The 12,442-nt window shown below is 67.3% G+C and carries 15 protein-coding genes; 9 read left to right on the top strand and 6 right to left on the bottom strand.

The window, feature by feature from the left end:
* Positions 1 to 30: 30 nt before the first annotated feature.
* Together JGU66_22640 and JGU66_22635 are read right to left on the bottom strand one after the other, a co-directional pair.
* Positions 31 to 1,200: a hypothetical protein gene (locus JGU66_22640; GenBank protein ID MBJ6763577.1), complete on the bottom strand. Its 1,170-nt coding sequence runs from the start codon at positions 1,198 to 1,200 to the stop codon at positions 31 to 33.
* Positions 1,201 to 2,061, bottom strand: coding sequence for a hypothetical protein (locus JGU66_22635; protein ID MBJ6763576.1), 861 nt, complete (start codon positions 2,059 to 2,061; stop codon positions 1,201 to 1,203).
* Positions 2,062 to 2,268: 207 nt separating this feature from the next.
* On the opposite strand from JGU66_22635, the gene JGU66_22630 reads away from it, so the two are divergent.
* Positions 2,269 to 4,008 carry a hypothetical protein gene (locus JGU66_22630; protein ID MBJ6763575.1) on the top strand — a complete coding sequence of 580 codons (1,740 nt, stop codon included), beginning with the start codon at positions 2,269 to 2,271 and terminating at the stop codon, positions 4,006 to 4,008.
* Positions 4,009 to 4,400: 392 nt separating this feature from the next.
* Here the strand turns inward: JGU66_22630 and JGU66_22625 are convergent, their stop codons facing one another.
* Both JGU66_22625 and JGU66_22620 read right to left on the bottom strand, forming a co-directional pair.
* A complete protein-coding gene (locus JGU66_22625) occupies positions 4,401 to 5,096 on the bottom strand; it encodes a pirin family protein (protein MBJ6763574.1) in 696 nt (231 codons plus the stop codon).
* 110 nt (positions 5,097 to 5,206) lie between these two features.
* A complete protein-coding gene (locus JGU66_22620; GenBank protein MBJ6763573.1) occupies positions 5,207 to 6,112 on the bottom strand; it encodes a LysR family transcriptional regulator in 906 nt (301 codons plus the stop codon).
* 136 nt (positions 6,113 to 6,248) lie between these two features.
* Here JGU66_22620 and JGU66_22615 point away from each other — a divergent pair, with 136 nt between their 5' ends.
* The 8 genes from JGU66_22615 (at position 6,249) to JGU66_22580 (ending at position 10,717) form a co-directional block, all read left to right on the top strand.
* Positions 6,249 to 6,800, top strand: a complete 552-nt coding sequence (locus tag JGU66_22615; protein ID MBJ6763572.1) for a YceI family protein — start codon at positions 6,249 to 6,251, stop codon at positions 6,798 to 6,800.
* Between the two features lie 24 nt (positions 6,801 to 6,824).
* Positions 6,825 to 7,247 carry an OsmC family protein gene (locus JGU66_22610; GenBank protein MBJ6763571.1) on the top strand — a complete coding sequence of 141 codons (423 nt, stop codon included), beginning with the start codon at positions 6,825 to 6,827 and terminating at the stop codon, positions 7,245 to 7,247.
* A gap of 131 nt (positions 7,248 to 7,378) precedes the next feature.
* On the top strand, positions 7,379 to 8,029 hold the full coding sequence (gene alkB / locus JGU66_22605; GenBank protein ID MBJ6763570.1) for a DNA oxidative demethylase AlkB: 651 nt from the start codon (positions 7,379 to 7,381) through the stop codon (positions 8,027 to 8,029).
* A gap of 118 nt (positions 8,030 to 8,147) precedes the next feature.
* Positions 8,148 to 8,702, top strand: coding sequence for a methylated-DNA--[protein]-cysteine S-methyltransferase (locus tag JGU66_22600; protein ID MBJ6763569.1), 555 nt, complete (start codon positions 8,148 to 8,150; stop codon positions 8,700 to 8,702).
* Between the two features lie 13 nt (positions 8,703 to 8,715).
* Complete coding sequence (locus JGU66_22595) at positions 8,716 to 9,369, top strand: DNA-3-methyladenine glycosylase 2 family protein (GenBank protein ID MBJ6763568.1); 654 nt, start codon at positions 8,716 to 8,718, stop codon at positions 9,367 to 9,369.
* Between the two features lie 17 nt (positions 9,370 to 9,386).
* Positions 9,387 to 9,629 carry a metal-binding protein gene (locus JGU66_22590; GenBank protein ID MBJ6763567.1) on the top strand — a complete coding sequence of 81 codons (243 nt, stop codon included), beginning with the start codon at positions 9,387 to 9,389 and terminating at the stop codon, positions 9,627 to 9,629.
* Between the two features lie 163 nt (positions 9,630 to 9,792).
* Positions 9,793 to 10,245: an ester cyclase gene (locus JGU66_22585; protein ID MBJ6763566.1), complete on the top strand. Its 453-nt coding sequence runs from the start codon at positions 9,793 to 9,795 to the stop codon at positions 10,243 to 10,245.
* Between the two features lie 262 nt (positions 10,246 to 10,507).
* The gene (locus JGU66_22580; GenBank protein ID MBJ6763565.1) at positions 10,508 to 10,717 is read left to right on the top strand and encodes a hypothetical protein; all 210 of its coding nucleotides are present in this window, start codon (positions 10,508 to 10,510) and stop codon (positions 10,715 to 10,717) included.
* A gap of 207 nt (positions 10,718 to 10,924) precedes the next feature.
* Here the strand turns inward: JGU66_22580 and JGU66_22575 are convergent, their stop codons facing one another.
* Entirely contained in the window at positions 10,925 to 11,668 is a 744-nt protein-coding gene (locus JGU66_22575; protein MBJ6763564.1) for a response regulator transcription factor, read from the bottom strand.
* Positions 11,634 to 12,173, bottom strand: a complete 540-nt coding sequence (locus JGU66_22570; GenBank protein MBJ6763563.1) for a histidine kinase — start codon at positions 12,171 to 12,173, stop codon at positions 11,634 to 11,636. Before JGU66_22570 ends, JGU66_22575 begins: the two co-directional genes overlap by 35 nt.
* Between the last annotated feature and the right edge of the window lie 269 nt (positions 12,174 to 12,442).

The raw sequence follows: 12,442 nt of genomic DNA, 5'->3' as shown, positions 1-12,442 counted from the left end.
ACCCGGATGAAATCCGGAGCCCCGCGGAGGTCAGTGGAAGCTCACCGTGGCGCGCGCGAGCGCGAGCCAGGAGGTGCGTTGATCCGGCTCCTCCAAGGGCGCGACGTCATGGTGTTGCACGTAGCCCGCGAGTCCCACGCCCAGGAAGGACGTGGTCCACCAGCGCACCGCGACCGCGCCGCCCGTGGTTCCGCCTCGCGTGACGTCCGCCGCGCCACGGCCGAGCCACAGCCGCTCGACGCGCGCCGCGACCTCCACCGCGCCCTCCGGGATGGCGTCGAGCGAGGGGCTCGGCGCGCTCTCTCGTGCGAGAGGCCAGCCTTGTCCGTCTCCGCGCGGTTGGCCCAGGACCACATAGGACACCTCCAACGACGCGCCCTGGCTGCGCAGCGTGGGGAGCGCTTCGCGAGGCGTGGAGGGATTTCCGTCCGTGTCGCGCGCGCGCCGCTCCCACGCCGCCGCGCCCTCCGCGAGGACTCGAAGCGCGCCCACGTCGAGTCGCGCGTGGGCCTCGACCACCGAGCGCGGACCCGTCACGGGCGGCGGACGGTAGAAGATGAAGCCCTGCGGTCCGGTGCCCCCAATGCCGGGGCGGTCGAACGCTCGCTCGACGTGCACACCCGCGCCGGCGCGCAGTCCCCAGGACGCGGTGGCATCTCCTCGCGAGCGTCCCCACCGTCCATCCACGCGGGCATCCAGCGCGGGCTGGTTGTTGTCATTGCCCAGCGGACTGCGAGAGCCGTTGCCCACCCGCACCCAGGTCTCCAGCGGGAGTCCCTCCGGCGTCCACTGCGCCTCCAGCCCGAGGTCGCGCCGAGGCCAGAAGGACTGCGCCACGAGCGACAGCTCCGGAATGGGCAGCGCCTCGATGCTCTCGTCATGGGCGCTGATGAACAGCGGTGTCTTGGCGTAGCCCATGGAGAGGCGCAGCCCCTTGCCCGGGCGCACCGCGAGATAGGCATCCACCAGCGCGGGCTTCTCCTGGGCCCACTCCGCCGCGCCGATGGCGGTCATCCACGGCACGGGCTGTGCGATGACACCCAAGCGCAGTCTGGCCAGCGCGACGTTGTCAAAGCCCTCGACGGCGGCGCCGTGCTGCCGCCAGTCCACTTCTCCGACAAAGAGGGGACGCAGCCCCAGGTCCGCCGCCAGCGCGGGCGCGCTGACGAGTCCGAGCACCACGAGCCAAGATGCGCGCATTCAGTCCACCGGGATGATTTGCAGGAAGTGCGTGCTGCCGTTCGTGGAGTCGCCGTCGTGGTCCGCCACGAACAGGCGCCGGTTCTTGGCGTCGTAGGCGGTGCCGCGAACCTGCTGGAAACCTCCCGCGAGCACGTGGGCCTCGCCCGTGAGCGGCGAGATGCCCAGCACCGTGCCTTGCCGCGTGCCCGTGAGCAGCTCGCCCTGGGGCCCGAGCGCCAGCAGGTCGGGCTCGGTGAGCGTGGCCAGGGTCTTCAGCGCGGACGGGTTCGCGAGGGGCGCCGCGAGGATGCGGCCCGCGGCTTGATCCGAAATGTAGAGCGTGTCCTCCACGGCGAGGATGCCCACGGGCTTCTGGAGCGCGCCGATGAACTCCTTCTCGGAGCCGTTCAAATCCAGCACGGCGACCGAGCCCACGTTCACGTTGCTGTTGCGCACGAAGTACGAGTCGAAGAGGCGCCCGTCCTGGGCGACGGTGACGCCGATGCGGCGGCGATTGGTGGGCAGCTCGGGCACGACGCCGGTGGTGCCGTCGGGCCTGGCGAAGAGGACCGCGCCCGCGGTGCCGAAGCCGAAGCGGACCGTGACCAGGGTGCCGTCCGTGAGACGGACAAGCTCACCCAGGTTCGGGCTGTTGGGCGGCGCATCCGGCAGGGCCACCGCGAGCGAGACATCCTCGCCATCGCGATACTTGAGGATGCGGTGGTTCTGGTCGTCGGCGATGTACAGCGTCTGGTTGGCGTCGTCCCAGAACAGGCCGTTGGGGTCTCCGTCCAGCGCGATGGCGCGCGGACCCCGCTCGATGGGAGTGAGGGGCGGAGTCGTCGCTGACTCGCCGCAGCCCGCGAGGAGCAACAGCATCCAGGAAAGGGGGCGAAGGATTCGCATCTTGCGCCTCTACCACGAGGCCGAGGCGCGAGGCACTCCGAGCCGAATGCGGAATGCCTCATGTCGCAAGCTACCCGCGCGGTGAAGACACTCCACATGACGCAGGGCGCTGGTTGCGTGTGTCTTGCCTGTCCATGCGTGCTCCGACGTAGAGTTCGGCTGTTGGCCGGGGGGATACTCATGCACTGCTCGAAGACGTGGATGCTGGCTGTCTGGTTATGGCCTGTTCTCGCGCATGCGGACTTCGCGAGCGAAGTCACCAACCTGTCGAGAGCCGTGGAGCGATTCCCGACGGTCAAGCTGAACTACCAGTCCACCGCACGCGATGCGAATGAGCAGTCGACCGCGATCACCGCCGCGGCCAATGCCAGCACGGAGGTCTTGGCTGCCCAGAAGCGGCTGAGCGACGCCAAGAGTGAACTTGCGAAGTACCCCATCGACTCGCCCGAGTACCGGACTTCGCTTCAGGCGCTCATCGACGCGCAGGTGGAGTTCTTCTCCAAGCAGGCCGCCCATGGCGTGGCCGAGCAGAAGCGGAACGATGCCAGCTCGGCCGCGACCCGGGTTCTCGGGCTCAAGGCGGAGCTGGATGGGCTGTGTCGAACCATCGTTGATGTGGCGAATGCCATCGATGTGAAGACAAACCGAGGCGAGAACGCGACCTCGGAGGAGGCCACGGCGCTCGAGCGGGACTTGATGACCGTGGTCATGAGCGAGCATGAGGTCTCGCGTCAGGTGTGCCCTGCCGTGGAGAAGATTGAGAAGGCGCATGCTCGAATCGCCGCGACCATCGAGCCCAGGGTTCGCAATGAGCAGCAGCGTGCGGCCCTGGAGCTTCTGTCGAAGAACGTGTCCGCGGCAGACGGGGCCTTGGGCGGCGCCGATGTCGTGAGAACCCTGGCGTTTGGTGGCGCGGAGTCCTCGACGACGCTCACGCAGGTGTCGAGCAAGATGCTCGCGCTCCAGACCGAGATTTCACGCGAGATGGAGTTGTTTCGCGAGCCCGCTCATGACTGGGAGTTTGTCTCGGGCGATTGGATCACCGTGGGCGGACTCACGGTGGGCGCGGTGGGTCCCTTGCTCGGAGGCAAGGAGGCCTCGAAGTGGGTCATGGTGAGTGGATTGGCGGTCGGGGCCATCGGGCAGCTCATCAACAAGTTGGGAACCGAGCCCGCGGTGCGAAGGGTCGCGGACACCGTGGCGGCCAATCGCGTGTTGGGACTGGCCATCCAGCAGTACTACGGCGCGCTCCAGACGACGAAGATGGAGTTCCAGTCCGCGCACACGCGGCTCCAGAAAGAGAAGGAGTCCGCCGCGTCCGCTGGCACGGTGGCGACCGTCGAGGATGCCGCCACGACGGCGCTGCTGGGCGTGGTCACCGCGGCGCATGCGAAAGCGAAGGCGAATCAAGGCGTCGTCCTGGCCACCGCGGACATCGAGACGGTGCGCGAGGCCCATGCGCGGTGGCAGACCGGCGTCGCGACGCGAATCAGCACGACGGTGCCGAGAGTCGACAAGCTTCGCGCCTACCTGCTCGCGGCCGAGGGGCAGGTGACCGCGTTCATTGGCATGCTGGCGGTCAGCCGGAAGATTGGGGTGGAGCTGCGTGGACTGCTGGGAAACCGCGCCGATGCCTTCTGTCGGGAGAATGGGAAGAAGAAGTTCTGTCAGCAGCCGCTCCCGGAGCAGCAGCACTTCGCCGCGACCTTGATGTCGGATGTGGCCGCGGCGAAGCTCGCCGCGATCGGAGCCCAGGCGCTCGATGCCGCGGATGAGGCGGAGTCGGAAGGCGCGGCCGCGCTCCAATCCCTGGCGAGCAGTCGCGCACGGGCGCTCGATCACATCCAGGACGCGGGGCAGAGAGCGGAGACGGCTCGCTCGGACGCCCGGAGCCAGATGGCGCGGCTCGACAAGAGCTGAGGCGAAGCACACGCCTCGGGGATGGGCCCTGGCTCGGGACACGGAGGCCAGCAGTGGTCCTTGGCGGATGGCTGGAAGACAGAGCCTGCGTGCCCTGTCGATTTGATATCGCGTTGCGAAGCTTGTCGCGCGGTGCCAGCGATTGGTCGGGCCTGAGGCTGCGTCGATACACCCCATGCTCGGGATGGGAGGCGGAGGGTCAGGTGATTGCGGGCTCGTATGCGCACGTGATCCCAATGGGCCTGGCGAGCAATACGCGAGGAAAGGTGCTCGCCAGCTGGCCGCAGTATGGCTATTTGGAGACTCTCACCTCGGTCCAGATGCGCTGGTTCCGGTGACGCGCGTCCGCCCGCCGGATGTTTCATCCGGCGGGCGGTGGGCTCGCGGCGGGCTCACGCGAGGTCGAACAGCAGGGCCTCCAGGGGCTCGGTGGCGACCAGCTCCAGCCGAGACTCATCCGAGACGGCGACTCCGTCACCGGCCTTGAGCGCCACGCCGTTGAGCGTGCCGGCGCCGCGTGCAATCTGAACCCAGGCGTGACGGCCCGGAGCCAGGGTGTACTCGGCCTTCTCGCCCTTGCTCAGCAGCGTGCTGGACAGCACCACGTCCTGGTGCACGGAGAGGCTGTTGTCCCGCGCGTCAGGGCTGACCACGACGCGCCAGCGGCCCTGGCGCTCCTGCTCCGGGAAGTGCTTCTGCTCATAGGACGGCTTCAGGCCCTTCTGGTTCGGGAGGATCCAGATCTGCAGGAAGTGAACGTCCTCGTCCGAGCCGTTCATCTCGCTGTGCATGACGCCCGTGCCGGCGGTCATCCGCTGCACCTCACCGGCGCGCAGCAGGCCCTGGCCTCCCGTGCTGTCCCGGTGCGCGATGGCGCCGCTCAGCGGGTAGGTGATGATCTCCATGTCCCGGTGCGGGTGCGTGTCAAAGCCCTCGCCCGAGGTGACCCGGTCCTCGTTGATGACGCGCAGGGTGCGGAACCCCATGAACTGGGGATCGAAGTACTCCCCGAACGAGAAGGTGTGGTGGGAATCGAGCCAACCGTGGTTGGCGTGACCGCGTGCATTGGAGGGGCGAACGTTCAACATGGTGGGGTGCTCCTTTTCTGAACACCACAATGGGGGTTCGAACCCCATCTCGCCAGACGCGGAAACCGGGACGCTCCGTTCCACCCATGGAACGAAACGCGGACGCCCAATCAGCGAGGCACGCGCTTGAGGGACTCTTGTCGCTCGGGCCACTGCTCGCGCAGGAACTCCACGAAGGCCATCACCTTGGGCACGTGGTGGCGCGTGGGCGGGTAGACCGCATGCACTGGCGCGCCCGCGGAACTCCAATCCGGCAGGACGCGCTGCAGGCGCCCGCTGGTCAGGTCCTCGGCGCTGTGCAGGCTGGGCAACAGCGCGATGCCCGCCCCCGCCATGGTCACCGCGCGCAGCATGTCCGGCTCGTTCACCACCAGCCGCCCGCTCACCTTGACGTCGACCGAGCGCCCTCCTGCGTGCAAGGTCCAGACGTTGCCTTCCAGCGTGGTGCCGAAGATGAGGCAGTCATGCTTCGTCAGGTCGGCCGGTGTGCGAGGTGTGCCGCGTGCCTTCAAGTATTCGGGCGAGGCCACGGCCACCCGCTCGATGTCACCCAGCCGGCGCGCCATCAGCGAGGAGTCCGCCAGCTTCCCCGCGCGCACCGCGAGGTCGAAGCCCTCTTCCATCAGGTCCACCGCGCGGTCCGTGCACAAGAGCTCCAATTGCACGTCCGGGTATCGCTTGAGGAAGGTCTGGACCAACGGGGCGATGAAGCTGAACGTCAGCGGCGTGGTGACGCGCAGCAGGCCTTGAGGGCCCGCTTGCATGCGGGTGACGGCCAGCTCGGCGGCCTCTGCTTCGGCGACCACTCGCTCGCAGTGCTCGTAGTAGGCGCGCCCCACTTCCGTCAGGTGCAGCTTGCGCGTCGTGCGCTGGAGGAGCTGCGCGCCGATGCGCTCCTCCAGCTCGGACAGCTTGCGACTCACCGTGGACTTGGGCATGCGCAGGCCGCGCGCCGCCGCCGTGAAGCTGCCGGTCTGCACCACCCGCGCGAAGATGAGGAGTTCGTTCAGGTCCATGGTCTCAGAGGGGGAATCGGTGACTGTCCCGTGGGTGGAACAGTCCATCCTGTTCGTCCCGTCTAATCCGGAGCGCCCCCCACCGCTACCTTCCTCTTCGTCAACGCAACACACCTCACGAAAAAGGAAGACAGTCATGGCTCTTCAGACCTGGAACATCGACACGACGCACACGGGCATCCACTTCAGCGTGCGGCACATGGTGGTGGCGAAGGTGCGCGGCAGCTTCCAGCAGTTCAGCGGGACGCTGAACCTGGACGAGGCGAACCCCACCGCGTCGTCGGTCGTCGTGGACATCCAGACGTCGAGCGTCAACACGGGCGTCGCGCAGCGCGACAACCACCTGCGCTCGGCCGACTTCTTCGACGTGGAGAAGTTCCCCACGATGCGCTTCGAGAGCACGAAGGTGGAGAAGGCGGGCGGGCACGGCCTGCGCGTGACGGGCAAGCTCACCATCCGCGACATCACCCGCGAGGTGGTGCTGGAGGCGGAGCAGCTCGGTGTGGCGAAGGACCCGTGGGGCAACCTCAAGGCCGCGTTCGAGGCGAAGACGTCCATCGACCGCCGCGAGTTCGGGCTGACCTGGAACCAGGCGCTGGAGGCGGGTGGCGTGCTGGTGGGCGAGCGCATCGACATCACACTGGAGGTGCAGGCGGCCCCGGCGCAGGTCGCTGGTCAGGCGGCCTGAGGCTTCGGTACCTTCGGGACCCTCATGTCCATTGATAGTCAGACGGAGCAGCCCCGCGCGTTCCGGCAGGTCCTCCAGGTGGAGGGGCACACCCTCCACTCGGACATCTCCGCCGCGCAGGGCGGCGCCGGCTCCGCGCCGACGCCGCACGATTTCTTCGATGCGTCCCTGGCGGCCTGCAAGGCACTCACGGCGTCCTGGTACGCGAAGCAACATGGCATGGCGCTGGAGCGGGTGGAGACGCACGTCGAGCGCGACGACAGCCGCGAGCGGCAGGGCGTCTACGTGTTGAAGGTGCGCCACACCTTCCACGGCAACCTCAGCCCCGAGGAGCGGGCGCGCCTGCACGCGGCGGTGGCTCGTTGCCCCATCCACAAGCTGATGACCACCACGGAGGTGGAGATCATCACCGAGCCGCTGGAGGGCGCGGTCGCCGCGACGGGGTGAGCGCGCGGTTCGAGTTTGAGAGCAAGCTTCGGAGTGAACAGGGCGCAGGCCGCCGCTAGGTTCTGTCCCATGGAAGGAAGAGCTCCCGCTCCCACGCGGTCATGGCTCTCCACGGCTTCGGAGACGCCACGATGACGCTCGCGCTGTTCGACGAAAGCGCGATGCCACGGACCGTCGAGGCCCTGGGGGAGCAGGCGTTCGTGCTCCGCGGATTCGCGCTCGACGATGCGCAGGAACTCCTCGAAGCGATCACCCGGGTCGAGCAGCGGTCGCCGTTTCGGCACATGCAGACGCCCGGTGGCTTTACGATGTCGGTCGCGCTGACGAACTGTGGACGGTTCGGATGGACGACGGATCGTCACGGCTACCAGTACACCGAGCTCGACCCGCTGACAGGTGAAGTCTGGCCATCGATGCCGGACGTCCTTGGGCGGCTTGCGCGCTCGGCAGCCGCGGAGACGGGGTTCCCCGACTTCATGCCTGACGCGTGCCTGGTGAATCGCTATGTGCCGGGTTCGAGGCTCACGCTGCATCAAGACAAGAATGAACGCGCGTTTGATGCACCGATCATCTCGGTCTCACTCGGCATTCCCGCGACGTTCTTGTTCGGAGGCCACAAGCGGACGGACCCCGCGGCGCGAGTCCCCTTGCGCCACGGTGACGTCGCCGTGTGGGGCGGAGTGGATCGCCTTCGCTTCCACGGTGTCCAGCCGTTGAAGGAAGCAGTCCATCCGGTGGTCGGCGCTCATCGCTTCAACCTCACCCTCCGTCGCGCTGGCTAGACGCGCCCCGCTGAACGCGCCGACGAATTCGGCCGCAAGGAGCGGAGTGTGGCATCGACCGTCTCGAAGCATGTTGTCCTCCGAGGCGCGCGAGGCGTCTCCAGCGGAGGAGAACGTCATGAACCCACTGTCCTTGAGCCAGCTCGCGTCACCGCTTGGCGACATCCTGCTCGCCACCGACGCGCAACACGTCTTGCACTCGCTTGGGTTCGCCGACCAGCGTTGGCACCTGCTCCGCGCTCTGCGCGAGCGACATGGCGACAGCGCGCTGCAAGAGGTCACCGTGCCCGCATCCATCGCACGAGCGCTCGAACGGTACTTCGCGGGTGAGCTGACCGCACTGGAGTCACTCCCGACGGCGACGGTGGGGACCGCGTTGCAGGAGCGCGTGTGGGACGCCCTGCGGCGCATCCCGCCCGGGACGACCACGAGCTACGGCAAGCTCGCGAAGGCGCTCGGCTTTCAAGATCCGCGCGCCGCCATCGAGATTGGCGCGGCGATTGGCGCCAATCCCATCGCCATCGTGGTTCCGTGTCATCGCGTGATTGCGAGCAACGGCGACCTCAAGGGCTTCGCCTGGGGACTGTCGCGCAAGCAATGGCTCCTCGAGCATGAGAGGGCGCTCCCGACGAAGCGGGTCGCGCCTCGAACCGAGTTGTTCCCTGGGTTCTGACCTGCTCTCGCCCATGACCACGGTGAAGGCAGACCTCTCTCCGGAACAGTTGCGGCGTGCCACCCAGTTCCTCTCCCGCGTGGATGAGGACTGGTCGCGCCACGTCGCGGCGGTCGGGCCCTGTCGACTGGAAGCGAAGCCCACACGCGAGCCCTACGAGGCACTCGTCCGGGCCATCGCGTACCAACAGCTCCATGCGAAGGCAGGGGATGCCATCCTCGGCCGATGGCTCGCGCTCTATCCAGGCGCGGCATTCCCTTCGGCGGAGCAGATCCTCGCGATGAAAGACGAGGAGCAACGCGCGTGCGGCTTCTCCGCGGCCAAGCTCGTGGCCATTCGCGGGATCGCTCAGGCGACTCTCGACGGGACCGTGCCAGCCCTCGCCGAAGCGCGGAGCATGAGCGACGAGGCACTGTTCGAGCGCCTCACGACGCTGCGCGGTGTCGGGCGATGGACCGTCGAGATGCTCCTCATCTACAGCCTGGAGCGCTCCGATGTCCTGCCGATCAGCGACTTTGGGGTCCGTGAGGGATATCGACGCCTGAAGGGGCTCGACGAGACCCCGACGCCGCGCCGCATGCGTGACGTCGGTGTCGCCTGGAGCCCCTACCGCACCGTGGCGGCCTGGTACCTCTGGCGCTTGCCGCCTTCAGGAGCGGGAGCGTGACCGTCTCATGGACACTGATGGGTAGGGACGGAAAGCCATATCAGAGCGCTGAGCCCGGGACGCTCGGGGGCCATCGCGGATGCCGACTGTATGGCCGTTTCGACTGTCGTGCTGCGCTGCAAGCGCTCGCGCGCGGAGGCTACGCGAAGAACCGGGTCTTCTTCCGGGACGAGCCGGCCGCGGTCGCCGCGGGTTATCGGCCGTGCGCCGTTTGCATGCCCGTGGAGTACGCGAAATGGAAATTGTCCATGGCTCGATAGGAACTGGCGGCCAAGACAGCGGAGGGACGCATCGTCTCTGTGCTCCAATCGCGCGAGTTTGAAGGCAAGAATCGGAGTTTAGATGGCGCGCCCATCGGCTACTCCTCAATCCAGCTCATCGAACGGTTCGATGACATCTCAATGTCAATGAAAGGACAGGCTCATGGGCAAGGAACAGGACAACAAGGCCGTCGTCGGTCGCTGGTTCACCGACTTCTGGGGCAAGAATGTCAATCTCAAGGTCGTGGATGAGATTGCCGCGCCGGAGATGCTGCTCCAGTATTCGCTTCATGCGCCTCGCCGCGGACGCGCGGACATCAAGGCGTTCATGACCGACTTCCGCACGGCGTTCCCCGACCTCCACTTCTGGGGTACCGCTGAACTGATTGCCGAAGGCGACTACGTCGTCGGTCGGTGGGAGGGGGGCGGCACTCACACGGGGCCGGCCTTCAATGACTTCCTGACTGGGAGTCTTCCCGCCGCGACGGGCCGCAAGATGCACTTCACCGGCACGACCGTGTTGAAGGTGATCAACGGGAAGGTCGTCGAGGAGGTGGGTCTCGATGATGGCCTCACGGCGATGACGCAGCTCGGGCTCATCAAGAAAGCCATCTGAGTGGAGTCGCGCGCCGACGATCGACTTTGCCGCCGGCCGCAAGGAAGGTGAGGCCCGTACGCCCTCGTGCGGGCCTCATCTCTTGTTTCAGCGCTCAGCGCCGTCGAAGTCCTCCTGAGACGACCCGCGCGGAATCGTTGGCTGCGCATCGATTGACTGCGCTCCACGAGTGCTCGCGGCCCGGGTGAACGCCGTGAAGGTCAAACCAGGCTCCAGGCAAGCATGTCGTGCGACACAGCTCCCATCCCCCGCCTCGACACTCGTGAGCGACGAAGAAGACGAAGCACGGCGAAGCGAGGATGTGCGCGCCATGGGAGATCCAGACAAGATGGCTGTCATCGCCTGCATCGGTCAACTCGTGCTCGATGGCGCGGCCGTCTGGGACCTGCTCGAAGACGGTGACGTCGGGGTGCGCCTTGCCTCTGGCGAGGTGTATCTCCTTCAGGGGCGAGTGGTCCTCCGTATCGCGTGAAGTGGAATTGTCCGTGTCACCTCGGACGCGGTGAGCCTCGCGAGCCCTCCGCTCGTCATCGACCCGCCGCCGTGCGCCTCAAGGTGCCGGTGTTGGCGACCTCGATGCGCAGTTCGTTGCGCTCTGTGTCAGCCCGGAGGATGACACGCGGCACCGATGCGCACCGTGGGCCGCGCTTCCAAGGTGTTCTGCCGCAGGTGAGAGGATTTAGCCGAAGCGCTCGCGCAGCCCCGAGGCGTGACTGCGACTCAGGGGCAGAGGCTCGGGCAGGCCGCGCAGGTGCACGTCACCGCCGCCGCTCAGGCTCCGGTCCACCCGCTCGACGAAGGCGAGGTTGACCAGCGCCGAACGGTGGATGCGCGCGAACATCCGCTCGGGCAGTCGCGCCTCCCATTCCTTCAAGGGACGGGGAGACAAGGTGCGGGCGCCGTCCGCGGTGACGACCTCCGCGTAGTCTCCGGCGCCGCAAACACAGACAATCTGGTCCACGCGCACGAAGCGCGAGCGGGCGCCGTTCTCGAGGAACAGCATGTCGTCCTCGGCGAGCTTCTGGCGCACGGGCCCCAGGGGCGGTGGGGGCTTGGGTCGCTCGCCGGTCTCCAGTCGCGCCAGCGTTCGCGCGAGTCGCTCCGGGTGCACGGGCTTGAGCAGGTAGTCGAGCGCGTTGACCTCGAAGGCCCGCAGTGCGTGCGCGTCATGGGCCGTCACGAAGATGACCTCGAAGGGGCACTCGGGCAGGCGCGCGAGCAGGTCGAAGCCACTCTCTCCCGGCATCTGCACGTCGAGGAAGAGCAGGTCCGGTTGCAGGGCTTGGATGCGCTCCAGCGCGGGGGCCACGCCGTCGGCCTCGCCCACCACCTTCACGAGCGGGTGGGGGGCCAGGAGCTCGCGCAGTTCGACTCTCGCGAGCCGTTCGTCATCCACCAGCAGCGCGCGAAGCGGCGACGTCATGGGCATCCTCGATGATGTGGGCAGTCCATTGCCGGGCGGGCAGCTCGACGACGACGTGGACCCAGCCGTCTGTCTCCGAGCGCTCGAACGAGGCGCGGTCCGCGAAGAGTTGGGCCAGGCGCTCGCGCACGTTGCGCAGCCCGGTGCCGGTGCCATGGGCTCCGGGCCCGCGACTGGGCGGCGCCCACTGGCCCGTGTTGTCGACCTGGATGCGCAGCACCGGGCCCTCGCGTGTCACGCGCAGGCGCACTCGAACAGGCAATACGCCCGAGGCCATGCCGTGCTTCACCGCGTTGTCCACCAGGGGCTGGATGAGGAACGCGGGGACGGTGAGCTGCTGCAAGCCCTCGGCGACAGAGACGGTCGCGTCCAGCTTCTCTTCGAAGCGCACGGACTCGATGCTCAGGTAGCTGCGCACCATGGCCAGCTCTTCTTCCAGCGGCACGTTGGGCGCGTCGCCTTTCTGGAGGGAGAAGCGCAGGACGTCCGCCATCTCTGTCACCATGCGACGCGCTCTCGACGGGTCTTCCCCGAATGAATCTCTGTGCGAACTCGTTCTCTGTTTTCTCTAGAGAGCGCAAACTCTCTGAACGGTAGAAAAGTGAATGATGTTCAGGGGTTGGGGGAAAGGGCCTGCGGTTGTCCTTCAATCGGGGTCCGATTGGTGCTGCGAACTTCGGCAGGGTGCTGTCTCTAGATGAGACGGCGTCTCTGCACGGGGAGAGGCCGGTGCGTCTGCGTGGTGCCGCTGGGAGCCGCCCCCGGCCCTTGTTG

It is taken from the genome of Myxococcaceae bacterium JPH2 (assembly GCA_016458225.1).
In the GTDB taxonomy this organism is placed as follows: Bacteria; Myxococcota; Myxococcia; order Myxococcales; family Myxococcaceae; genus Citreicoccus.
The sequence above is the reverse complement of the archived record's forward strand: the minus strand, read 5'-3'. Positions and strand labels throughout refer to the sequence as shown.

Excerpts from the sequence above, each read along its gene's own strand:
- JGU66_22640 (MBJ6763577.1), bottom strand. The coding sequence starts at position 1,200 with ATGCGCGCATCTTGGCTCGTGGTGCTCGGACTCGTCAGCGCGCCCGCG.
- JGU66_22635 (MBJ6763576.1), bottom strand. The coding sequence starts at position 2,061 with ATGCTGTTGCTCCTCGCGGGCTGCGGCGAGTCAGCGACGACTCCGCCC.
- JGU66_22630 (MBJ6763575.1), top strand. The coding sequence starts at position 2,269 with ATGCACTGCTCGAAGACGTGGATGCTGGCTGTCTGGTTATGGCCTGTT.
- JGU66_22625 (MBJ6763574.1), bottom strand. The coding sequence starts at position 5,096 with ATGTTGAACGTTCGCCCCTCCAATGCACGCGGTCACGCCAACCACGGT.
- JGU66_22620 (MBJ6763573.1), bottom strand. The coding sequence starts at position 6,112 with ATGGACCTGAACGAACTCCTCATCTTCGCGCGGGTGGTGCAGACCGGC.
- JGU66_22615 (MBJ6763572.1), top strand. The coding sequence starts at position 6,249 with ATGGCTCTTCAGACCTGGAACATCGACACGACGCACACGGGCATCCAC.
- JGU66_22610 (MBJ6763571.1), top strand. The coding sequence starts at position 6,825 with ATGTCCATTGATAGTCAGACGGAGCAGCCCCGCGCGTTCCGGCAGGTC.
- alkB (MBJ6763570.1), top strand. The coding sequence starts at position 7,379 with ATGACGCTCGCGCTGTTCGACGAAAGCGCGATGCCACGGACCGTCGAG.
- JGU66_22600 (MBJ6763569.1), top strand. The coding sequence starts at position 8,148 with ATGAACCCACTGTCCTTGAGCCAGCTCGCGTCACCGCTTGGCGACATC.
- JGU66_22595 (MBJ6763568.1), top strand. The coding sequence starts at position 8,716 with ATGACCACGGTGAAGGCAGACCTCTCTCCGGAACAGTTGCGGCGTGCC.
- JGU66_22590 (MBJ6763567.1), top strand. The coding sequence starts at position 9,387 with ATGGGTAGGGACGGAAAGCCATATCAGAGCGCTGAGCCCGGGACGCTC.
- JGU66_22585 (MBJ6763566.1), top strand. The coding sequence starts at position 9,793 with ATGGGCAAGGAACAGGACAACAAGGCCGTCGTCGGTCGCTGGTTCACC.
- JGU66_22575 (MBJ6763564.1), bottom strand. The coding sequence starts at position 11,668 with ATGACGTCGCCGCTTCGCGCGCTGCTGGTGGATGACGAACGGCTCGCG.
- JGU66_22570 (MBJ6763563.1), bottom strand. The coding sequence starts at position 12,173 with ATGGTGACAGAGATGGCGGACGTCCTGCGCTTCTCCCTCCAGAAAGGC.